This window comes from Janthinobacterium sp. SUN206 (genome assembly GCF_030587305.1).
Lineage (GTDB): Bacteria > Pseudomonadota > Gammaproteobacteria > Burkholderiales > Burkholderiaceae_D > Janthinobacterium > Janthinobacterium kumbetense.
In genome coordinates, this window is record NZ_JAPWIB010000005.1 from 253,455 (window position 1) to 273,905 (window position 20,451).

The 20,451-nt window shown below is 64.3% G+C and carries 19 protein-coding genes; 10 read left to right on the forward strand and 9 right to left on the reverse strand.

The window, feature by feature from the left end; all coding sequences use genetic code 11:
* Positions 1-29: 29 nt before the first annotated feature.
* From O3300_RS24395 to O3300_RS24420, 6 genes are all read left to right on the forward strand, one after another.
* Positions 30-1,544 carry an ABC transporter ATP-binding protein gene (locus O3300_RS24395; RefSeq protein WP_305054363.1) on the forward strand — a complete coding sequence of 505 codons (1,515 nt, stop codon included), beginning with the start codon at positions 30-32 and terminating at the stop codon, positions 1,542-1,544.
* A complete protein-coding gene (locus O3300_RS24400; RefSeq protein ID WP_305054364.1) occupies positions 1,537-2,613 on the forward strand; it encodes an ABC transporter permease in 1,077 nt (358 codons plus the stop codon). Before O3300_RS24395 ends, O3300_RS24400 begins: the two co-directional genes overlap by 8 nt.
* Positions 2,606-3,535: an ABC transporter permease gene (locus tag O3300_RS24405; RefSeq protein WP_099665241.1), complete on the forward strand. Its 930-nt coding sequence runs from the start codon at positions 2,606-2,608 to the stop codon at positions 3,533-3,535. Before O3300_RS24400 ends, O3300_RS24405 begins: the two co-directional genes overlap by 8 nt.
* 21 nt (positions 3,536-3,556) lie before the next feature.
* Positions 3,557-4,633, forward strand: coding sequence for a BMP family ABC transporter substrate-binding protein (locus O3300_RS24410; RefSeq protein WP_305054365.1), 1,077 nt, complete (start codon positions 3,557-3,559; stop codon positions 4,631-4,633).
* Positions 4,634-4,754: 121 nt separating this feature from the next.
* Complete coding sequence (locus O3300_RS24415; RefSeq protein WP_077400451.1) at positions 4,755-5,591, forward strand: HDOD domain-containing protein; 837 nt, start codon at positions 4,755-4,757, stop codon at positions 5,589-5,591.
* A gap of 138 nt (positions 5,592-5,729) precedes the next feature.
* Positions 5,730-7,340, forward strand: coding sequence for a M28 family peptidase (locus O3300_RS24420; RefSeq protein WP_305054366.1), 1,611 nt, complete (start codon positions 5,730-5,732; stop codon positions 7,338-7,340).
* Between the two features lie 46 nt (positions 7,341-7,386).
* On the opposite strand, the gene O3300_RS24425 is transcribed toward O3300_RS24420, so the two are convergent.
* Positions 7,387-8,607, reverse strand: a complete 1,221-nt coding sequence (locus O3300_RS24425) for an MFS transporter (RefSeq protein ID WP_305054367.1) — start codon at positions 8,605-8,607, stop codon at positions 7,387-7,389.
* Between the two features lie 208 nt (positions 8,608-8,815).
* A complete protein-coding gene (locus O3300_RS24430) occupies positions 8,816-9,814 on the reverse strand; it encodes an LLM class flavin-dependent oxidoreductase (protein ID WP_305054368.1) in 999 nt (332 codons plus the stop codon).
* A gap of 214 nt (positions 9,815-10,028) precedes the next feature.
* Between O3300_RS24430 and O3300_RS24435 the strand changes: the two genes are divergently transcribed.
* Both O3300_RS24435 and O3300_RS24440 read left to right on the forward strand, forming a co-directional pair.
* Positions 10,029-11,534 carry a dipeptidase gene (locus tag O3300_RS24435; protein ID WP_305054369.1) on the forward strand — a complete coding sequence of 502 codons (1,506 nt, stop codon included), beginning with the start codon at positions 10,029-10,031 and terminating at the stop codon, positions 11,532-11,534.
* A 194-nt stretch (positions 11,535-11,728) separates the two neighbouring features.
* Positions 11,729-12,856, forward strand: coding sequence for a peptidase M24 (locus O3300_RS24440; protein ID WP_305054370.1), 1,128 nt, complete (start codon positions 11,729-11,731; stop codon positions 12,854-12,856).
* Between the two features lie 129 nt (positions 12,857-12,985).
* On the opposite strand, the gene O3300_RS24445 is transcribed toward O3300_RS24440, so the two are convergent.
* Positions 12,986-13,474, reverse strand: a complete 489-nt coding sequence (locus O3300_RS24445) for a hypothetical protein (protein ID WP_305054371.1) — start codon at positions 13,472-13,474, stop codon at positions 12,986-12,988.
* Between the two features lie 220 nt (positions 13,475-13,694).
* Between O3300_RS24445 and O3300_RS24450 the strand changes: the two genes are divergently transcribed.
* Positions 13,695-13,973, forward strand: a complete 279-nt coding sequence (locus O3300_RS24450; protein WP_143451371.1) for a hypothetical protein — start codon at positions 13,695-13,697, stop codon at positions 13,971-13,973.
* Between the two features lie 21 nt (positions 13,974-13,994).
* Here O3300_RS24450 and O3300_RS24455 read toward each other — a convergent pair whose 3' ends face one another.
* From O3300_RS24455 to O3300_RS24475, 5 genes are all read right to left on the reverse strand, one after another.
* Complete coding sequence (locus O3300_RS24455; RefSeq protein ID WP_251349872.1) at positions 13,995-14,420, reverse strand: VanZ family protein; 426 nt, start codon at positions 14,418-14,420, stop codon at positions 13,995-13,997.
* A gap of 549 nt (positions 14,421-14,969) precedes the next feature.
* Positions 14,970-15,734 (reverse strand): SDR family NAD(P)-dependent oxidoreductase, encoded by a 765-nt coding sequence (locus O3300_RS24460; protein ID WP_305054372.1) that lies wholly within the window; start codon positions 15,732-15,734, stop codon positions 14,970-14,972.
* Positions 15,735-15,821: 87 nt separating this feature from the next.
* Positions 15,822-16,343: a TPM domain-containing protein gene (locus tag O3300_RS24465; RefSeq protein WP_251349873.1), complete on the reverse strand. Its 522-nt coding sequence runs from the start codon at positions 16,341-16,343 to the stop codon at positions 15,822-15,824.
* On the reverse strand, positions 16,343-17,176 hold the full coding sequence (locus O3300_RS24470) for a YgcG family protein (protein ID WP_305054373.1): 834 nt from the start codon (positions 17,174-17,176) through the stop codon (positions 16,343-16,345). Before O3300_RS24470 ends, O3300_RS24465 begins: the two co-directional genes overlap by 1 nt.
* 1 nt (position 17,177) lies before the next feature.
* Positions 17,178-17,792: a LemA family protein gene (locus O3300_RS24475; protein WP_034781723.1), complete on the reverse strand. Its 615-nt coding sequence runs from the start codon at positions 17,790-17,792 to the stop codon at positions 17,178-17,180.
* Between the two features lie 167 nt (positions 17,793-17,959).
* On the opposite strand from O3300_RS24475, the gene pyrF reads away from it, so the two are divergent.
* Entirely contained in the window at positions 17,960-18,793 is an 834-nt protein-coding gene (pyrF, locus tag O3300_RS24480) for an orotidine-5'-phosphate decarboxylase (protein WP_305054374.1), read from the forward strand.
* Between the two features lie 168 nt (positions 18,794-18,961).
* On the opposite strand, the gene sbcB is transcribed toward pyrF, so the two are convergent.
* Positions 18,962-20,410, reverse strand: coding sequence for an exodeoxyribonuclease I (sbcB, locus tag O3300_RS24485; protein WP_305054375.1), 1,449 nt, complete (start codon positions 20,408-20,410; stop codon positions 18,962-18,964).
* Positions 20,411-20,451: the final 41 nt, after the last annotated feature.

The following is a 20,451-nucleotide window of genomic DNA, read 5'->3' on the forward strand; positions in this document are numbered from 1 at the left end:
CGACCTTGCAGCGAGGCACGAAAAAAACAATGACGGCACGCCTGGAATTACTCGATATCAGCAAGCGCTATCCGGCCGTGGTGGCCAATGACGGCATCTGCCTCACCGTCGCGCCCGGACAAATCCACGCCGTGCTCGGCGAAAACGGCGCCGGCAAATCGACCTTGATGAAAATCATCTACGGCGCCGTGCAACCGGATGGCGGCCGGATCCTGTGGAATGGCCGTGAAGTGGAAATCGCCAACCCGTCGGCCGCGCGCGCGCTCGGCATCGCCATGGTGTTCCAGCACTTTTCCCTGTTCGACACTTTGACGGTGGCGGAAAACATCGCCCTCGGCTTGCCTGCCGGTACCAACATGGCGGAGCTGGCGCAGCGCATCGAAGCGACGGCGCGCCAGTACGGCCTGGACCTGGAACCGCAGCGCCACGTGCACACGCTTTCCGTCGGCGAATGCCAGCGCGTGGAAATCGTGCGCGCCCTGCTGGCCAAGCCGCAACTGCTGATCCTCGATGAACCGACGTCCGTGCTGACGCCGGGCGCCGTGGAAAAACTGTTTACCACCTTGCGCCAGCTGGCGGCGGAAGGCTGCAGCATCCTGTACATCAGCCACAAGCTCGACGAGATCCGCGCCCTGTGCCATACCTGCACGGTGGTGCGCGCCGGCAAGAACGCGGGCGTGTGCGACCCGTCGCAGGAATCGGCGGCCAGCCTGTCGCGCATGATGATCGGCGCCGAGCCGCCCGCCGTCACGCGCGTGGCGCGCACGCCGGGCGCTGCCATGCTGAGCGTGCGGCAGCTGGACCTGCCGAAGAGCCACCCGTTCGCCACGCAATTGACGGATATCAATTTCGACGTGCGCGCGGGAGAAATTGTCGGCATCGCGGGCGTGTCCGGCAATGGCCAGCAAGAATTGCTGGCTGCGCTGTCGGGCGAGGACATGCGCGCGGCCGCCGGCAGCATCGTGCTGAACGGCACGCCGGCGGGCCGCTTGCCGCCGGGACGCCGGCGCGCCCTGGGCTTCGGCTTCGTGCCGGAAGAGAGGCTGGGACGGGGCGCCGTGCCCGACATGGGGCTGGCCGACAATGTGCTGCTGAGTTTGCAGACCCCCGCCACCATCCGCCACGGCTTCGTGCGCCACAAGGTCATCGCGCAGCGGGCGGCCGCCATCATCGCCCGCTTCCAGGTGAAGGCGGGCGGGCCGCAGGCGCTGGCGCGCAGCTTGTCGGGCGGCAACTTGCAGAAATACATAGTCGGACGCGAAGTCATGCGCGAGCCCACCGTGCTGGTGGTGGCGCAGCCGACCTGGGGCGTGGACGTGGGCGCGGCCGCGCAAATCCGCGCCGAATTGCTGGCGCTGCGCGACGCGGGTTGCGCGCTGCTGGTCGTGTCGGAGGAACTCGATGAATTGTTCGACATCAGCGACCGCTTGCTGGTGATGGCAAAGGGAAAGATCTCGCCGTCCCTCGACGTGGGCGAGGCCAGCGTGGCGCAGGTGGGACAATGGATGAGCGGGCTGTGGCCGCAGGAGGCCATCCATGGCTAAGTTCGCTTTGCGGCTGGAAGCCCGTCCGACACCGTCGCGGTTGATGTCGTGGCTGTCGCCCGTGCTGGCCGTGCTGCTCACGGTGCTGTGCGGCGCGCTGCTGTTTCTTGCGCTGGGACACGATCCGCTGGCGGGACTGGCCGTCTTCTTCGTGGAACCCTTGCGCGACGCGCATGGCTGGTCCGAGCTGGGCATCAAGGTGGCGCCCCTGCTCTTGATCGCCGTGGGCCTGGCCATCTGCTTTCGCGCCAACATCTACAACATCGGCGCGGAAGGGCAGCTGACCCTGGGCGCCATCTGCGGCGGCGCGGCCGCCCTGTACCTCGATGACGGTGTCGGCGGCGCGGCCATCATCGGCGTGTCCTTGCTGGCCGGCATGGCCGGCGGCATGGTGTGGGCGGGCCTGGTGGCCTGGCTGCGCGACCGCTACAACGCCAGCGAAATCCTCGTCTCGCTGATGCTCGTCTACATCGCCCAATTGCTGCTCAGCTATCTCGTGTATGGCGTGCTGCGCGATCCGGAAGGGTTTAATTTCCCCCAGTCGAAACTGCTGTCCGACGGCTTGCTGCTGCCGATGCTCATCAGCGATACGCGCTTGCACATCGGCATCGTGTTCGCCTTGCTGGCCTCCTTGGGCGGCTGGCTGTATCTGTCGCGCAGCATTGCCGGTTTCCGCCTGCGCGTGGGCGGCATGGCGCCGGCCGCGGCCCGCTATGCGGGCTTTTCCTCGCGCAAGACCTTGTGGTCATCGCTGCTGATCTGCGGCGCCCTGTCGGGCCTGGCGGGCGCCTGCGAAGTGCTGGGGCCGATGGGGCAGCTGACGCCCACGGTGTCGCCCGGCTACGGCTTTGCCGCCATCATCGTCGCCTTCGTGGGGCGGCTGCATCCGGTGGGCGTGATTTTTTCCAGCTTCGTCATGGCCCTGTTTTATATCGGCGGCGAACTGGCGCAATCGCGCCTCGGCTTGCCCAGCGCCATCACGGGCGTGTTCCAGGGCATCTTGCTGTTCGCCTTGCTCGCTTGCGACGTGCTGATCCAATACAAATTGCGCTGGAGGAAACATGGATAACCTGGCTTTCACCATCGCGCCCCTGATCGCCGCCAGCATCAATGCGGGCACGCCGCTGATGCTGGCCGCCCTCGGTTTATTGGTGAATGAAAAGGCGGGCGTGGTGAACCTGGGCGCGGAAGGCATGATGCTGGTTTCCGCCATCACGGGCTTTGCCGTGGCCGTCAACACGGGCAGTCCCACCCTGGGTTTCTTGGCGGGGGCGGGCGCCAGCATGCTGCTGTCCGGCTTCTTTGCCTGGCTGACCGTATGGCTGGGCACGAACCAGTACGCGACGGGCCTGGCCCTGTCTCTGTTCGGCGCGGGCGCGTCCACGTACATCGGCTTGAAGTATGTGGGCAACAGCTTGCAGAATGGCCGCTTCGGCATCCCTTACCTGGAAGACATTCCCGTGCTGGGGCCGGCCCTGTTCCGCCAGCATGCGATGGTGTATCTGTCCTTGCTGCTGTGCGTGGCCATCGCCTGGTTCCTGTACCGCACGCGGGCGGGCCTGGTGCTGCGCGCCGTGGGCGAGTCGCCCGCTTCCGCGCATGCGCTCGGCTATCCCGTGCGGCGCATCCGCCTGGCGGCCGTGCTGTTCGGCGGCGCCTGCTGCGGCCTGGCCGGCGCTTTTTTGTCGCTCGTCTACACGCCCTTGTGGGTCGAGGGCATGGTGGCGGGGCGGGGCTGGATCGCGCTGGCGCTGACCACCTTTGCCACCTGGCGCCCGGCGCGCGTGGTCGGCGGCGCCTACCTGTTCGGCGGCATCACGATATTGACTTTCCACGCGCAGGCGCTGGGCGTGCCCATCGCGTCGCAACTGCTGTCGATGCTGCCGTATCTGGCGGCCATCGTCGTGCTGGTGCTCATTTCCAGCAATGCCAATTACATAAAGCTCAACATGCCCGCTTCGCTGGGGAAAAATTTCAATCCCGGAAATTAATCACTCACCACAAGGAAAACCATGTCCAAGAAACTAGTATGCGCCGCCGTTTGCAGTGCTGTTTTGATGCCCGTCATGGCCGCCGCTCCCGCGACGGTGCCGCTGAATGTCGGCTTCGTGTATATCAGCCCCATCGGCGACGCGGGCTGGACCACCCAGCATGACCTGGCCCGCAAGGAAATGGAAAAGGCGCTGGGCAGCAAGATCACCACCAAGTATGTGGAAAACGTGCCGGAGAGCGCCGATGCGGAGCGGGTGATCCGCGACCTGGCGCAAACGGGCAGCAAGCTCGTCATCACGACCTCGTTCGGCTACATGAATCCCACCTTGAAAGTAGCGAAGCAATTTCCTAATGTGAAGTTCATCCACCTGACTGGCTACAAGACCGCCGTCAACGTGGCCAACACGAATGCGCGTTTTTATGAAGGCCGCTACCTGGCCGGCGTGTTGGCGGGCAAGATGAGCAAGACCCATGTGGCCGGTTATGTGGCGGCCTTCCCGATCCCCGAAGTGTTGCAGGGAGTTAACGCTTTCACGCGCGGCATGCGCAGCGTCGACCCCAAGGCGGAAGTGAAAGTGGTGTGGGTAAATAGCTGGTTCGACCCGGGCAAGGAGCGCGACGCGGCCATCACGCTGATTGGCCAGGGCGCCGACGTGGTCACCCACCACACGGACTCGACCGCCGTGGTGCAGGCGGCGGAAGAGAAGGGCAAGTATGCGATCGCCTACCATTCGGACATGAAAAAGTACGGTCCGAAGGCGCAGCTGGCCGCCGTCACCCACCATTGGGGCGACTACTATACGAAGCAGGCGCAAGCCGTGCTGGACGGCACGTGGAAGTCCAGCAGCACCTGGGGCGGCATCAAGGATGGCATGGTCAAGCTGGAAGGCATCAACGCCGCCGTGCCCGCCGATGTGAAACAGTTTGTATTAGCGCGCGAGAAAGACTTGGTAGCTGGCAAGCTCAATCCTTTCAGCGCGCCGATCAAGGATAACGATGGCAAAGTGCGCCTGGACAAAGGCGTGCTGGACGATGCGGCGCTGACGAAGATGGATTATTTTGTCGAAGGCGTGGCAGGGAAAGTTTCCGGAAAGTAATAGGTTTGAGTATAAACTTGCTGTAATATTGCCGGAAACGGGAGCAGGGCCGGGGATACATGCGCGTTCCCGGCCCACCCACAGAGCAGAGCTTGAACAAGCCCGTACCGGAGATTGACCCATGGATAGACTGGAAGTATTCAAGATTATCGCGCTGCAAGCGAGCAAGGGCGAGCTGACGTTCCCCGCCAACGTCAAGGCCACCTTGAAGCTGCAGGAAGCGCTGGACGACCCCGATTGCCATATCGAAGCGGCCGCCCGCATGGTCATGGCCGAGCCGCTGCTGTCGGCCAGGGTCGTGGCCTTGGCCAACTCGGCCGCCTACAACCGTTCCGGCAATGAAATCGCCAACGTGCGCGCGGCTGTCTCGCGCCTGGGCTTTGCCACGTTAAAGTCGATGGTGGCGTCCGTCATCGTGCGCCAGCTGGGCAGCCAGATCACGGACCCGCAATTGCGCGCCAAGGCGGCCAAGCTGTGGGAACACACGGCCCACGTGGCCGCGCTGAGCCAGGTGATCGCGCGGAAAGTCACGCATGTCGATGTGGAAACGGCCATGTTCGCCGCCATCGTGCACGAAGTGGGCGGCTTTTATCTGCTGTCGCGCGCCGAGGAATATCCGGGTTTGCTGGACGACAATACCGAAGACTGGATCGAATACGGCGAAAAGCTGATCGGCCGCGGCGTGCTGCGCCAGCTGCAAGTGCCGGACATGGTCTTGCAGGCCGTGGAAGGCATGTGGCATGGCGGCAGCCCGTTCCCGCCCCGCACCCTGGGCGCGACCCTGGTGCTGGCCAACGATCTGTCGCCTGTCGGCTCGCCCCTGCATCCGCCGGAAAGCGCCGCGCGGCGCCAGGCGGCCGCGAAGATCGACTTCGGCATCGGCGGCAGCACCTTGCACACCATCCTCGACGAATCGGCGGAAGAGATCGAATCGCTGGCGGCCGCCTTGTTGGTCTGACGCAGCTTCCATCGTCCATCCCCGCCTTTGCCGCGGGGATTTTTTTCGTCCGCATTTTGATCCATCTTTCCCCATGGCATACAATCGCCGGCTCGGCCATCCGCCGGACCGCTTTCCTCCTCTTACCCAAAGGATATTATGCAGAAGCTGTTTTCTTCCCTCGCCTTGACTGCGCTGGCGTTTTCCGCCCAAGCCGCCAGCGGTTTGCCCATCGTGCAGGAAGCGCCCCTGCGCGCCCACCTGGCCTTCCTGTCCAACGATTTGCTGGAAGGCCGGGGCACGGGCCAGCGCGGCGCCGACCTGACGGTGGCTTACCTGGAAACCCAGGCGCAGATGGCCGGGCTGCAACCCGTGCGCGGCAGCAGCTACCGCCAGAGCGTGCAAATTGCCGGCGTGAAATCCTTGCCGCAAGAGAGCAGCCTGCAAGTCGTGGCGGGCGGCAAGGCCGTGCCGCTGGCGTTCGGCCCGGACTGGGTCTGGGCCACGGGCGACTCCGTTGCCGCGCATACCTTCGATGCGCCGCTCGTGTTCGTCGGCTACGGCATCACGGCGCCGGAAGAAGGCTGGAACGATTTCAAGGGGGCCGATGTCAAAAACAAGATCGTCGTCATGATGGTCAACGACCCGCAGCCGACCGCGCTTGATCCGAACCGTTTCGCCGGCAAGGCGCTGACCTATTACGGACGCTGGACCTACAAATTCGAGGAAGCCAGGCGCCAGGGCGCCGCGGGTGTGTTGCTGATTCACACGAAACCGTCCGCATCGTATGACTGGAGCGTGGTGCAGAACAGCTGGAGCGGCAGCGAGCGCTTCCAATTGGCGGACCGCACGGCCGGCACGCCGCTGCAGGGCTGGATCGCGGAAGAGGCGGCGCGCCGTCTGTTTGCGGCTGGCGGGCAGGACCTGGACGCCTTGCGCGCGCAGGCGGAAAACAAGGACTTCAAGGCCGTCGCGCTGAACGCCAAACTGTCGGGCGAAATGAAGTCGGCCGTGCGCAAGGTGGAGCAATTCAATATCGCCGGCATGGTGCCGGGCACCGACCCGAAACTGAAGGATGAAGCCGTCATCTACAGCGGCCACTGGGACCACCTGGGCAAGCAAGGTGAAACGGGCGACACCATTTACAACGGCGCCGTCGACAACGCTTCGGGCACGGCCGGCTTGCTGGCCATGGCGCAGGAAGCCGTGAAACAGCCCGCGAAGCGCACGCAGATATTCCTGTGGGTGGCGGCCGAGGAGCAAGGGTTATTGGGCAGCGCCGCCTACGCGGCCGACCCGCTGTGGCCTTTGGACAAGACGGCGGCCGCGCTGAACCTCGACAGCTTGAATTTCGTGGGCGCCACGCGCGACATCGGCGCACAGGGCAGCGAGCGCACGGAATTGGGCGCGATCGCCGCCACGGTGGCCAAAGCCATGGGCATGCACATCGCGGCAGCCCGCCCCGACTTGGCCGGCGGTTATTTCCGCAGCGACCATTTCAGTTTTGCCAAGGCGGGCGTGCCCGCGTTTTCCATCAATGGCGGACGCGAGTACATCAAGGATGTCGAGGCATCGAAAGCCAAGGCGGCCGCCTACGGCCCCCGCTACCATCAAGTCACGGATGAGTACGATGCCAGCTGGGATTTGTCCGGCATGACGCAGCAGGCGCAGTTCACCCTGAACCTGGGGCAAGCCGTGGCAAATGGCGCGAAGATGCCGGCCTGGAAGGCGGGCGATGCGTTCGGCAAGGCGCGCGCGCCAGCGAAATAGGGACGAAAAAAAACCGCTCGGCCGAGCGGTTTTTTTTCGCGCTGGTTCAGGTGGCGCTTGCCCGTTCCAGCCGGCGCTGCGTGTGGCGATACTTGCTCCACACCAGTAGCATCAGCAGCGGCATGGCGCCGCCCACCATGCACAGGGCGGGCCAGCCGCCGGCGGCAAAGCTGGCGCTGGCCAGGGCCGAACCTGCCGAGGCGCCGATGAAGCCGCCCGCGATGAAGACGGTGGTAACCCTTGCCCGCGCATGCGGCGCCAGTTTATAGATGATGGATTGGTGCGTTACTTGCAGGCCCATCACGCCCATGTCCAGCAGGACGATGCCGATCAACAACAGCACCAGCGAATGGGCGCCAAAGCCGATCAAGGCCCAGCCTGCGATCGAGGCGACGGCCAGCAGCCAGGTGGCCTGGCGCGCATAGCCGCGGTCGGCCATGCGGCCCGCCGTATTCGCGGCAAAGGCGCCCGTGGCGCCGGCCAGGCCGAACAGGCCGATCTGCATTTCCGAGTAGTGATACGGCGCGCCGCTGAGCAAGAAGGTCAGCCCCGTCCAGAACACGCTGAAGGTGCCCAGGCCCAGGCCCGAGAACAGGGCGCGCTGGCGCAGCAGCGGTTCCTGGCGGATGATGTCGGCCAGCGAGGCCATCAATTTTCCGTATTGCAGCTTGCCGCGTGGTGCTTCGTTTGGCAGGATGCGGCGCAGCATGATGAGCAGGGCGGCCACGACGATGGCGGCCAGCACGTAGACGGTGCGCCAGCCGCCGCTGATCTGCGACACCGTGCCGGACACGGTACGCGCCAGCAAGATGCCCAGCAACAAGCCCGTCATGACGGTGCCCACCATGCGGCCCCGGCTGTGGTCGGGCGCATATGACGCCACCATGGCCGTGACCACCATCAATGCACTGGACGTGATCCCCATCAAGACGCTGGCGATGGCAAAGACGATAATATTCTGGCTGGTAGCGGCCAGCAGCAGGGCGCCGATCTTGGCGATCAGCATCCACGTCAGCAACTGGCGGCGGTTCAGCACGTCGCTGAGGGGCACGAGGAACACGATGCCCAGCACGTAGCCGATCTGCGTGGCCGTGACCAGGTAACCGGCTTGCGGCACGCTGACGCCGAACGAGGCAGCCAGCATGGACGTGAGCGGCTGCACGTAATACAGGCTGGCGACGAGCACGCCGGCGGACAGGGCGAATAACAGGATGCGGGTGGAGCTCAGCAGGATGCTGGCATCGACGGAAGAGCTTGCAGATTTCATGCGGTACAGCTTTCTTGGAATAATGCTTTTGGATGAGCATGATAGCGGGGCTGCACATTTCCTGCCGGGTAGGGCCGATTTTGCGGCAGGGGGCAGGCAAGACGGCCGGCAAAACGGCAGCTAAACACGCCAGGCAAAAAAATCCCGGCGATCGTTGCCGACGGCCGGGAAAAGGGTATAGGGGGATATACCGGGGGAGAGTTAAAACTTAACGAGCGCTCGCCAGCTCCGCATGCACCTGTGCCGTGATTTCATACGAGCGCAGCCGGTGCTGGTGGTCGAAGATCTGCGAAGTGATCATCAGCTCGTCGGCGCCCGTTTCGGCGATGAAGGCGGCCATCTTCGCCTTGACGGTGTCCGGTGCGCCGATGGCCGTGCATGACAGGACGGAATCGAGCATGGCGCGTTCCTGCGGACCCAATTGCTCCAGATAACCGGGCACGGGCGGCTGCAGGCGCGACGGGCGGCCCGTGCGCAGGTTGACGAACGCTTGCTGCATCGACGTGGCGCGCAAGTGCGCTTGCTCATCCGTGTCGGCGGCAAACACGTTAAAGCCCAGCATCACGTACGGTTTCGCCAATTGTTTTGACGGCTTGAAGTGTTCGCGGTAATACGCCACGGCTTGCATCATCATCTGCGGCGCGAAGTGTGAGGCGAATGCATACGGCAAGCCCAGGTGGGCGGCCAGCTGGGCGCCGAACAGGCTGGATCCGAGTATCCACACGGGTACTTTCGCGCCCTTGCCGGGCACGGCCAGCACGCGCTGGCGCGGCTCGTCGGACATGTAGTCGATCAATTCCAGCACGTCTTGCGGGAACTGTTCCGCATCGGACTGCAGGTCGCGGCGCAGGGCGCGCGCCGTCGTCTGGTCGGAGCCGGGCGCGCGGCCCAGGCCCAGGTCGATGCGGCCCGGATGCAGCGCTTCCAGGGTGCCGAACTGTTCCGCGATGACCAGCGGCGAGTGGTTCGGCAGCATCACGCCGCCCGCGCCCACGCGGATGGTCTTGGTACCGGCCGCCACATGGGCGATCACGACGGCCGTGGCGGCGCTGGCGATGCCGGGCATGCCGTGGTGTTCGGCCAGCCAGTAGCGGTTGTAGCCCCAGCGTTCGCCGTGCTGCGCCAGGTCGAGCGTGTTCTTGAACGACTGGCTGGCGTCGCTGCCTTCGGCGATGGGGGCCAGGTCGAGTATGGAAAATGGAATCATGGTAGCGATATCGGGACGTGGTGGAAAATCACAATGGACGATTTGTCTATCCCCTGACCCCAGTAGGGTCGGCCTTGGAAGCGGCAGGGATGACAGGCTGTGCACATGATAATGCGAATCGGGAATTTGCGTACTGATCGGTAAAAAACTCGTATCGATTGGAAATCGGTGCGGGCGATGCTAGAGTTGGCCTCCCCACTTTATGCGCCCCGCCATGTTCAAGAAACCCATCCTGCTGACTTTGATGAGCCTGCTGCTGCAGCCCTCCGTTCACGCCGCGCCCGTCAGCCAGCAGGCGCAGGACACGGCCCGCTACGCGCTGGCCACCTATCCGGAACCGCTGATCGCCAGCCTGGCGAAGATGATCAGCTACAACACGGTGGCCGACCCGGCCGTGCCCTTTGCCGGCAATCCACAGCACACGGGCTTCAAGCGCTACCTGGCGGCCGAGGCGCAGCGCCTGGGATTCGACTTCCAGGATCACGGCCACGTGCTCATCATCGGCATGGGCAGCGGCAGCGAACGGGTGGGCGTGATCACGCATGGCGACGTGCAGCCGGTTAACCCCGCGAAATGGGCCCGTTCGCCGTTCGAATTGGATCGCAGCAGCGAACCGGGCAAGCTGCTGGGACGGGGCACGGAAGACGACAAGGGGCCCATCGCCACGGCCCTGTACGCGATGAAGGCTATCCAGGACCAGCAGGTGCCGCTGAGCAAGCGCATCGAGCTGTACGTCTACATGGCCGAGGAATCGGACTGGGAACCGTTGAAACAATTCCTGAAAACCCACACGCCGCCGCAAGTGAACATCACCATCGATGCGGAATACCCGGTGGTGACGGCCGAGAAGGGCTACGGTTCCATCAAGCTGACCCTGCCGCCGCGCACGGCCTTGCCGGCCAAGGGCGGCGCCGTGCTGACGCGCCTGGCGGGCGGCTTTTTCGGCAGCCAGATCCCGGAAGACGCACAAGCCGTGATCGACCACGCGCCAGCCGCGCTGGAAGCGGCCATCCGCGCCCGCGCGCAGGGCCAGCAGGGCGTGCGCTACAGCTACGCGCGCACTGGCGATACCTTGACGGTAACGGCGCTGGGCGTGTCGGCCCACTCGTCGAAGCCGGAAGACGGCGTCAACGCCATCAGCATGCTGGCCGACGCGCTGGCCGTGCAGCCGTGGCAGGGCACGCAGGCGGCCGACATGCTGTCGTTCCTGAATGAACTGGTGGGCACCGGCATCTACGGCGAGCGCTTTGGCCAGATCGCTTATCGCGACGGCTTCATGGGGCCGATGACGGTAGCGCCTACCGTGCTCAAGCAAGATGGCGGCGCGCTGGAACTGAACATCAACCTGCGCCGTCCGCAAGGCAAGACGGCGGCCGTGCTGCAGCAGCAGGTGACGGCCGCCTTCGATGGCTGGAAGGCGCGGCGCCAGGTGCCCGCTACCCTGCAGGTGCAGATCGGCGAACCGTGGCTGCAGACGGACGCGCCGCAGATTCCCACCCTGCTGTCCGTGTTCGAGCACTACACGGGTATCGCGCATCCGCAACCGGTCGCCATCGGCGGCGGCACCAATTCGCGCCTGTTCCCGAACGCCGTCAGCTTCGGTCCGGCCATGCCGCACACCGTGTACACGGGGCATTCCGAACACGAGTTCATCACGGAAAAACAGCTGCTGCTGAATCTGCAGATGTACACGGCTGTCCTGATCGAACTGGCGAAATAGCGGCTTGCAAAAACAGAGGGAAGTCATAGACTGCAAGCCTGAGACGCATCCGGGCACTGAACTTTTGATAGGGGCGCCGGTCTTACGTTTCCATGTAGGAAGGGAGCAGCTATGCATGCACAACAGGAGACCCGGCTGGCGCCAGGCAGGGCAGGCGGCGTCGCGCCGCGCCGGAGCCCGCACGAGGGGCGGTCATGAACTGGCCGCTGGAACTGGAAGTGGCGCACAAGCTGGCGCAGATGCGGGGCTGGCTGGAAGACCAGCGTGCCGGCGCCGTGCGCCTGCGCGGCGGGGACTGGTTTGCCTGGGCCACTGCGGGCGCGTCGAACAGCCACTACCATACCGCCGAGTGCGGCTGCGCGGAAGTGCTGGTGACGCGCGACGCGGCCTATATCTTGACGGACGAAGCCGAAGCCATGCGCATGCGCGAGGAAGAAGTGCGCGGGCCATGGACGTGGCAAGTGTCGCCCTGGATGCAGCCGCAGCTCTATGAATTGCGCGAGCATTTCGTGCAGCATGCGGCCGGTGGCGCGCCGGTCCTGTCCGACCGGCCGGGCTTGCACGAACGCAGCCTGCCCGTAGCCTTGCGCGAAGAGCGGCTGGTGCTGCTGGAATCGGAACAGCTGCGCTACCGGCAGGTGGGGCAGCTGGCTGCCCGCGCGGCCGCGGATGCGCTGCGCCAGGCCCGCCCCGACTGGAGCGAGCTGGAACTGGCTGCCGTCTGCGCGCGCGCGCTGTGGCTGCGGGGCTTGCAGGCCGTGCACGTGCTTGTCAGCGGGGCGGAGCGTCAACAGCGGTATCGTCGCGCACCGCCAGCCCAGGTGGAGCTGGGCCCGCAAGCCGTGCTGGCCCTGTGCGCGCGGCGTTTCGGCCTGTGCGCTAGCCTCAGCCGTCAACGGCGCTTCGGCCCGGCGCAGCATCGCGCCGATGGCGCGGCGGTGGTCATGGACGATGCCGATGCGGCCATGCTGGCGCTGGAAGCGGTGGCGCTCGACGCTTGCGAAACGGGTCATGCGCTGAGCATGGTGTATCACGCGCTAGACAGCGCCTACGCGTATGCAGGCCAGCCCGACACGGTGCGCACCAGCCGGCAGGGCGGCATCCACGGCTACCTGGCGCCCGAAGTGGCGGCCGGCGCGCACACGGAAATCATCCTCAAGCGGGGCATGGCGCTGGCCTTCCACCCCAGCCTGCCCGGCAGTACGGTGGAAGACACGTTTTTGCTCGACGGCAGCCAATTGCACAACCTGACGCATGACCCGGCCTGGCCCTCGGCCCTGGTGCAGGGGCGCAGCCGGCCGCTGACCCTGGCCTTGGCTTGAAAATGATAACTGCGTGGCAACTGCGTGCCAAATGCGTATCAAGTGCGTGCCAAATACATGCCAAGTGGCGGCCAGGCGTGGAGGAAATCGGCCAGCGCCGGCCAGCGTTGATACCGATCAATATACCGATCAATAGCGCTGCATCACGCCTTTTTGCACGCTGACCTTGTCGCCGATCTGGAAGGCGGGCTGGGTGTTTTGCACAAAGGTGCGCGTCGTGCCGTCGTCCAGGCGCAAGGTGACGCGGTACAGCATGTTGCCCGCCGCCCCCGAAGTGCTGCCGGCCGTGCCCGACGTGCCCGCCTGCATGTCGCCACTGCCTTGGTCCATGCTGCGCGGCACGGTTTCTATCGACTGCACCGTGGCCGAGCTGATGTTCATGGTGGCCTGGTTCGCGTCGTTGCGCATGTCGCTGCTCATGCTGCTCTGGGCGTTGCTCGTATCGGCGGCCGTGCTGCTGGCGGTGCTGGCCGTGCTGCTTTGCGGCGTCGTGCCGGCCGGTGCGGCATAGGTTTCGCCGCTATTGCTGCGCGCCAGACTGGTCTTGTCCGTGGAATGGCAGGCTGCCAGCAAGGCGCATGTCAGGCCGGTCAGCAGCAGGGTGGTTTTTGATCTCATCTTGGTCTCCTCATGGTCGCACACTCAGGATCGGCACCCGCGGTGATGCGGATGGCGGCGATTGCTGCATGTAAGAGCATGGCGGAACAGGGATGTTCGGCGGCCGTCATTGTCGATTGAGCTAGATCAAGTGTCTAATTGCCGTGCTTGGTATAAACGATGCTGGCAATTACCACTTCGTGCGGCTGCACGTTTCCTCACTGTTCAATCGGGAGAAAAAATGTCATCTGGCCCTACAGCAAAACTGATCGATGAATTGGTGCTGGCCATCGGCGGCACTGCGCACGATGTCCGTGCGCGCCATGTGCTGGCCCAGGCCTTGCATGGCCTGGTGCGGCTGGCGCGCTCGGAACAGTTGCTGGAGATGCAGCGCGATACGGCACGCGCCATGGGGGCCGGCAGCCGGCGCGAGACGCGCGCCCTGATGCGGCGACTGGGCAAGCGGGGCCAGGGACAGTTGCGGCTGGCATTGCAGGATAGCGAAGCGGATCGCGCCTGACGGGCGCGAGCCATCCCCCGTTCAGGCTTCGGGCAGCGGCGCGTCCTTGCCAAGGGCAGCGGCGACCATTTTCGGCCACAGGAAATACAGCGGCAGGCAGACCGCCGCGGCGGCCGTGACATCGACCACCCAGTCGCTGACGGCGCCATGGCGGTAGGGCAGGAAACTCTGGATGAATTCGTCCAGCGCGCCCATGGCCGCCACCATCAGCACCGACAGCAGTGCCCGGCGCGCCATGCCGCCGCCCGTGCCGCTGAACAGGATCAGGGCCAGCACGCCATAACCGAAGGAATGCAGCACGCCGCCCGACGCATACTGGCCCACGTCCGCGCGCACGCCGGGAATGTCGCCGATCAGGATCACCAGCACATATAGCACCAGCGCGGTGCGGTAGCGCAGGCGTTCGTAACGGTCGGCAAAACACAGTTCGGGCAAGGGTGCAGGCATGAGGCGCTAGGACAGGTGGAAAGGACGCCACAATATCATGCGCGTGGCGGGCCATCGTGTTTTTGCGCAAGAGCTTGCTGGACAGGCAAAAAAAAGGCCCGCGGGGGCGCGGGCCAAAAACCCAAATGAAATGGGTCAAGAGTTGAGAGTTGCTCGGTACTTACCATGTCGCGCGCCTTGCGGGCGCCCGCCACGGTCATGAAAGGGGAGTGGTGTGCCATCGCGGCACACCTGTCTGTAGTCAGGCATATCGGTTGCCTGTACAGCAGATGAAGCAAGTATAGGGGGCGAAGATGACGGCCTGATGACACGCCGCAACATTTTTTTGCGGCAGCGCAAATTGTCGGAAAGAGTGTGGGGAATGGCAAGAATAGCCATGTTTCAAGATTGATAGCGAAAAAAAAGCCCGCTGGTGAAAGCGGGCTTAAAACTATTTTCTTGGAGGAGAATAGTGGAGACAGGTGCATTATGCTGCGTTGCACGATATGTGTCTAATGATCTTTTCGGATAACCATTATTCTTTTTTGATATAACTTGCCGCGCCTGCCTTCATTCCTTCACGGCCACCGTGTAATTGAGCGCCATGCGCCCGCCATCGACATAGATGGTCTGGCCCGTCATGTAGGTGGCGTCGTCGCTGGCCAGGAAGGCGGCGATGCCGGCCACTTCTTCCGGTTCGCCGCAGCGGCCCAGCGGCGTGCGCGACAAAATCGTGTGGCGCGCTTCCGGGCTCGACAGCACCGCCTGCTTGGCCAGTTCCGTCAGGATGGTGCCCGGCCCGATGCCGTTGACGCGCACGCCGTGCGAGGCCAGGTTCAGGGCCATGACCTTGGTCAGCTGGTTGATGGCGCCCTTCGACACCACGTACGGCACCTGGTTCGGAATGGCCAGTTCCGCGTTCACGCTGGACATGTTGATGATGCAGCCGCTGTTGCGCTTGACCATTTCGCGCGCCACGGCCTGGCCGCACAGGAACATCGATTTCAGGTTGATGCGCATGACCCGGTCGAAATCGTCTTCGCAGACGTCGAGGAAATCGGCCGCGTGCGTGACGCCCGCATTGTTGACGAGGATATCGATGTGGCCGAACTGCGCCAGGGTTTCCTTCAGCATGGCGTCCACATCCGCCTTCTGGCTGACGTCGGCGCAAAAGAAGCGCGCCTGCGGGCCGAGGGCGGCGGCCGCTTGCGCGCCTTCTTCCTTGATGTCGACCAGCATCACTTGCACCCCTTCGGCGATCAGGCGGGTGGCGCAAGCCAGGCCGATGCCTTGCGTGGCGCCCGTGACGATGGCGGTTTTATTGACTAATTTCATGTGTGCTCCTCGGCGGGGGATGGGGGCCGCGCTGACAGGAACACCAGCCCGCGCGGCAATGGGCAGATTTTAATCCCTGGGCAGGAATCAGAGGAGGATGGGCTCGTTCGGCAACTGGTTGCCGCGCGTGCCGTTGGCGGGGAAGTGGCTTTGCAGCAGGGTATTGAGCTGCGCCAGCGCTTCCAGGGTGCTGTCGTGGTAATTGCCATCCTTGAACCCTTTGGTCATGGTGCGGCACACGGCTTGCCACTGTTCCGGCGTGACGCGGCGGCCCACGTTGCGGTCGGCCACGATATCGACCTGGTGCTCGGCCAGGTTGATGTAGATCAGCACGCCGACGTTGTCTTCCGTATCCCACACGCCATATTGGGCGAACAGTTCGCGCGCCCGCTCGCGGTTGCTCACGCCCTGGTACGCCATGCCCGGCGTCAGGGCTGCTTCGACGATCAGGCGCACTTCCGCCTGGTGCATCGCTTCACCGCCGGCGATGGCTGTCTCGATGGCTTTCAGGGTGCGTTCCGGAAAGGCGTGGCGCGCCGTCGCCGGCGTGCCCCGCAAATGTTTCAATGCCCGTCCGCAGCGTTGTCCGAATGTCAGTTGTTTCGTCATTACCAATCTCCCGAGGCGCCGCCGCCGTCAAAACCGCCGCCGCCGCCACCGAAACCACCGCCGCCACTGCTGCCACCGCCAAAACCGCCGCCGCCGAAGCCGCCGCCGCCGCGGTTGTTCAGCGCCTGGCTGAGGATGCTGCCCAGCACGACACCGGTGGCGCCGCTGGACCAGTTGCTGCCGCGCTGCAGGCGCGTCGGCCCGCCGCGCGAGCGGAACAGGGTCAGCACGACGAGGAAGCCGAAGAACAGCAGCGGCAGCCAAAAGGTCATGCCGCCCGCTTCCACGGTGGCTGGCGCCTTTTGCTGTGCCGCAGCGGGGAATTGCTCCTGGTTCAGCAGGGTGGCAATCGAGCCCACGCCGGCCACCAGGCCGCCGTAGTAATCGTTTTGCTTGAAATGGGGGGCGATCACGTCTTGCAGGATGCGTTTCGATTGCGCATCCGTCAGCACGCCCTGCACGCCGCGGCCCGCCTCGATGCGCAGGCGGCGCAGGGACGAGGGGTTGTCCTTCGCCACCATCAGCAGCACGCCGTCATCGACGCCCTTGCGGCCCAGCTTCCAGGCATCCGTCACGCGGATGCTGTATTGCTCGATGGCTTCCGGTTCCGTGCTCTTGACCAGCAGCACGGCGATCTGGCTGCCCGTCTTGGCTTCATAATCGGCCAGCACGCCTTCCAGCGCCGCCTTTTGCTTGGCGTCCAGCATGCCGGCGTTGTCCGTCACGCGCGCGGCCAGCGGCGGCACGGGCTGCAAGCCCTGTGCGCCGGCTGGCGGCATCGTCCACAGCAGCAGCGCCGTCGCCAGCGCCGCGAGATAGGACCAGGCTTTCATCTTATTTGCCAAAGTTGACGGTCGGTGCGGTCGAGATGGCTTTTTCATTTTCCACCGTGAACGATGGCTTGACCTTGTAGCCGAAGACCATGGCCGTCAGGTTGTTCGGGAAGCTGCGCGCATGCACGTTGTAATCCTGCACGGCAACGATGTAACGCTGGCGCGCCACGGTGATGCGGTTTTCCGTGCCTTCCAGCTGCGACTGCAAGTCGCGGAAGCTTGTGTCGGCCTTCAAGTCCGGGTACTTCTCGGATACCACCATCAGGCGCGACAGGGCCGACGACAGCTGCCCCTGCACTTGCTGGAATTTCTCGAACGCGGCCGGGTCGTTCAGCACTTCTGGCGTGATCTGGAAACTGGTGGCGGCGGCGCGCGCCTTGGTCACCGCTTCCAGCGTTTCGCGCTCGTGCGTGGCATAGCCCTTGACGGTATTGACCAGGTTGGGGATCAGGTCGGCGCGGCGCTGGTACTGGTTGACCACTTCGCCCCAGGCGGCCTTGGTGGCCTCATCCTTGCTCTGGAAGTCGTTGTAGCCGCAGCCCGTCAGGACGCCGGCCAGGACGGTGACGCTCAGCGCCAGGCGCAGCCATTTGGTGAATTGATTGGTGATTTGCATGATGGGTTCCGTGCAGAGTAAGGGAGGTGAGGCAAATATACCTGAAACGGCCCGTAATGTCGGTTTAATAAGCGCCGGCCGCCGGCCCCGACCGCCTTGTGACGCCGTGGCAAGCCTGCGCCGCGTTACAATACGGGGTTTGCAACTGAATATAGAGAAGGTGTGCCGTGAATTTCATCAATAAATTATCCGCCGCGTGGACGGCCAATAATTCCCTGCTGTGCGTGGGCCTGGACCCCGACCAGGCGAAACTGCCGGCCGAACTGCGCGACCTGCCTGATGGAATCACCACCTTTTGCACGCGCATCATCGATGCCACGGCCGACCTGGCTTGCGCCTTCAAGCCGCAGATCGCGTATTTTGCCGCGCTGGGCGCGGAAAAGCAGCTGGAAGACATCTGCCGCTACGTGCGCGAGAATTATCCGCACATCCCCCTGATCCTCGACGCGAAACGGGGCGACATCGGCGCGACGGCCACGCAATACGCGCGCGAAGCGTTCGAGCGCTACGGCGCCGACGCCGTCACCGTGAACCCGTACATGGGCGAGGATTCGCTCGATCCCTACCTGGCGTGGAAAGACCGCGGCGTGATCATCCTGTGCCGCACGTCGAACCCGGGCGGCTCGGACCTGCAATTCCTGAATACGGACGGCGAACCGCTGTACCAGCGCGTGGCGCGCCTGGTGGCCGAGAAGTGGAATAAAAACGGCCAGTGCGCGCTCGTCGTCGGCGCCACCTTCCCTGAAGAACTGGCGCAGGTGCGCGCCATCGTCGGCGACATGCCGCTGCTGGTGCCCGGTATCGGCGCCCAGGGCGGCGACATCGCCGCCACCGTCGGCGCGGGCCAGACGGCGAACGGCATGGGCATGATGATCAGCTCGTCGCGCGCCATCATCTACGCCACGCCGCAGGCGGGCGAAGACTTCGCCGACGCGGCGCGCCGCGTGGCCATTGAAACGCGCGATGCCATCAACGCGCACCGCGCGTCTGATGGTGGCTGACATAAGCTACTGCGCGTCGAGATTTGCGGCCGGCGATGCTCACTGTGCCATAGCACAGTTGCGCTTCTCGGCCGCAACTCCCATCCGCTCGCTACGCTTCTGTCAGGCACCGTGATGACTGTTGTTTGTCATCCATAAAAAATGCCGGGCTAGCCCGGCATTTTGCATTTAGTCACGCTGTGGTGCGACGATCTCCGCGTAATCGTAGAGTTCTCCCAGAATTTCCTCGCCCCGCTCATCGACGGATTCCGACAGCACGTCGATTTCCGTAAACAGCATTTCGATGGTGCGGGCGCCGGCGTCGCCGTCGAACAGGCGGGCGGCGCGGTGCTGTTCCCAGCGCAGGCTTTCCGCTTCGCTCAGGGTTTGCGGGAAATTGCGGGCGCGGTAGCGGAACAGCAGTTCCTGCAGGCGCTCATCGGCAAACGAGGGGCGGGCCGTGGCCAGCTTGGCAGGCGTGTCGCGGCGCAAGGATTCGAGCAGGCGGCGGTCGTCGTTGCTGACGAAACCATTGTACAAATCTTCATCCACGTCCAGCGCGGCATTCGCGCCCGGGCGCTGGAACACTTCGGCCCAGACGGCATCCATGTTCGGCGCCGCGGCGGCGAATTGCGCGTTGACCTTCGCCGCGTCCAGATCGATGCCCCATTGCGCGGCCATGGCCGGCGACAAGGTCTTTAAATTGCCGACCAGCATGGGCGACTTGTTCAGGTGCACGCTTTTCACGGGCAGGCGCGTCATGCCTTCCGGCATGGCGTCCTTGCGCGTGAACAAGCGCGTGCGGATGGTGTCGGCGTCCAGCTGGAACAACTCGCGCGGGTCGTAGGCGCAATCCCAGACGAGGATTTCATTTTTATTGCTCGGGTGCGTGGCCAGCGGCCAGACGATGCCCAGGCAACCCCGTTCGGCGGGGAACATGCCCGACACGTGCAGGAAAGGCTGGCGCTCGCCGGCGGCCAGGTGCATGCCCATTTCGCTGGCGACCCGGTCCTTCTTGTGCAGGGCCAGGCAGAATTCGAACAGTTTCGGCTGTTTTTCCTTGATCAGGCGCGCCAGGGCGATGGTGGCGCGCACGTCGGACAGTGCATCATGCGCCGCTTCGTGGGCCAGGCCATTGACCTTGCTCAAGTGTTCCAGTTTAAAACTGGTCTGGCCATCGTCGCGCTTCGGCCATTGAATGCCTTCCGGGCGCAGCGCGTGCGTCATGCGCACCACGTCGAGGATGTCCCAGCGGCCGCAATGGTTCTTCCATTCGCGCGCATACGGGTCGATCAGGTTGCGCCAGAACAGGAAACGCGTGACTTCATCGTCGAAACGGATGGTGTTGTAGCCCACGCCGATGGTGCCTGGCTCCGAAAAGGCCGCTTCGATGGTGGCGGCGAACTGGTGTTCGGGCACGCCCAGCTGCAGACACTGCTGCGGCGTGATGCCCGTGATCAGGCACGACTGCGGGTCGGGCAGGAAATCATTGGCAGGCTGACAATACAGCATGATGGGTTCGCCGATCTCGTTGAGGTCGGCATCCGTGCGGATGGCGGCGAACTGGGCCGGGCGGTCGCGGCGCGGCTGGGCGCCAAAGGTTTCGTAGTCGTGCCAAAGAAAGGTCTGGTTAGTCATTGATGGTCGTTGCTTGATTGGTTATCCGGGCCGCCAAAAGC

Excerpts from the sequence above, each read along its gene's own strand:
- O3300_RS24450 (WP_143451371.1), top strand. The coding sequence starts at position 13,695 with ATGTCATCTGGCCCTACAGCAAAACTGATCGATGAATTGGTGCTGGCC.
- O3300_RS24430 (WP_305054368.1), bottom strand. The coding sequence starts at position 9,814 with ATGATTCCATTTTCCATACTCGACCTGGCCCCCATCGCCGAAGGCAGC.
- O3300_RS24420 (WP_305054366.1), top strand. The coding sequence starts at position 5,730 with ATGCAGAAGCTGTTTTCTTCCCTCGCCTTGACTGCGCTGGCGTTTTCC.
- O3300_RS24445 (WP_305054371.1), bottom strand. The coding sequence starts at position 13,474 with ATGAGATCAAAAACCACCCTGCTGCTGACCGGCCTGACATGCGCCTTG.
- O3300_RS24400 (WP_305054364.1), top strand. The coding sequence starts at position 1,537 with ATGGCTAAGTTCGCTTTGCGGCTGGAAGCCCGTCCGACACCGTCGCGG.
- O3300_RS24410 (WP_305054365.1), top strand. The coding sequence starts at position 3,557 with ATGTCCAAGAAACTAGTATGCGCCGCCGTTTGCAGTGCTGTTTTGATG.
- O3300_RS24460 (WP_305054372.1), bottom strand. The coding sequence starts at position 15,734 with ATGAAATTAGTCAATAAAACCGCCATCGTCACGGGCGCCACGCAAGGC.
- O3300_RS24415 (WP_077400451.1), top strand. The coding sequence starts at position 4,755 with ATGGATAGACTGGAAGTATTCAAGATTATCGCGCTGCAAGCGAGCAAG.
- O3300_RS24470 (WP_305054373.1), bottom strand. The coding sequence starts at position 17,176 with ATGAAAGCCTGGTCCTATCTCGCGGCGCTGGCGACGGCGCTGCTGCTG.
- O3300_RS24465 (WP_251349873.1), bottom strand. The coding sequence starts at position 16,343 with ATGACGAAACAACTGACATTCGGACAACGCTGCGGACGGGCATTGAAA.
- O3300_RS24425 (WP_305054367.1), bottom strand. The coding sequence starts at position 8,607 with ATGAAATCTGCAAGCTCTTCCGTCGATGCCAGCATCCTGCTGAGCTCC.
- O3300_RS24440 (WP_305054370.1), top strand. The coding sequence starts at position 11,729 with ATGAACTGGCCGCTGGAACTGGAAGTGGCGCACAAGCTGGCGCAGATG.
- O3300_RS24405 (WP_099665241.1), top strand. The coding sequence starts at position 2,606 with ATGGATAACCTGGCTTTCACCATCGCGCCCCTGATCGCCGCCAGCATC.
- O3300_RS24475 (WP_034781723.1), bottom strand. The coding sequence starts at position 17,792 with ATGCAAATCACCAATCAATTCACCAAATGGCTGCGCCTGGCGCTGAGC.
- O3300_RS24435 (WP_305054369.1), top strand. The coding sequence starts at position 10,029 with ATGTTCAAGAAACCCATCCTGCTGACTTTGATGAGCCTGCTGCTGCAG.
- sbcB (WP_305054375.1), bottom strand. The coding sequence starts at position 20,410 with ATGACTAACCAGACCTTTCTTTGGCACGACTACGAAACCTTTGGCGCC.
- O3300_RS24395 (WP_305054363.1), top strand. The coding sequence starts at position 30 with ATGACGGCACGCCTGGAATTACTCGATATCAGCAAGCGCTATCCGGCC.
- O3300_RS24455 (WP_251349872.1), bottom strand. The coding sequence starts at position 14,420 with ATGCCTGCACCCTTGCCCGAACTGTGTTTTGCCGACCGTTACGAACGC.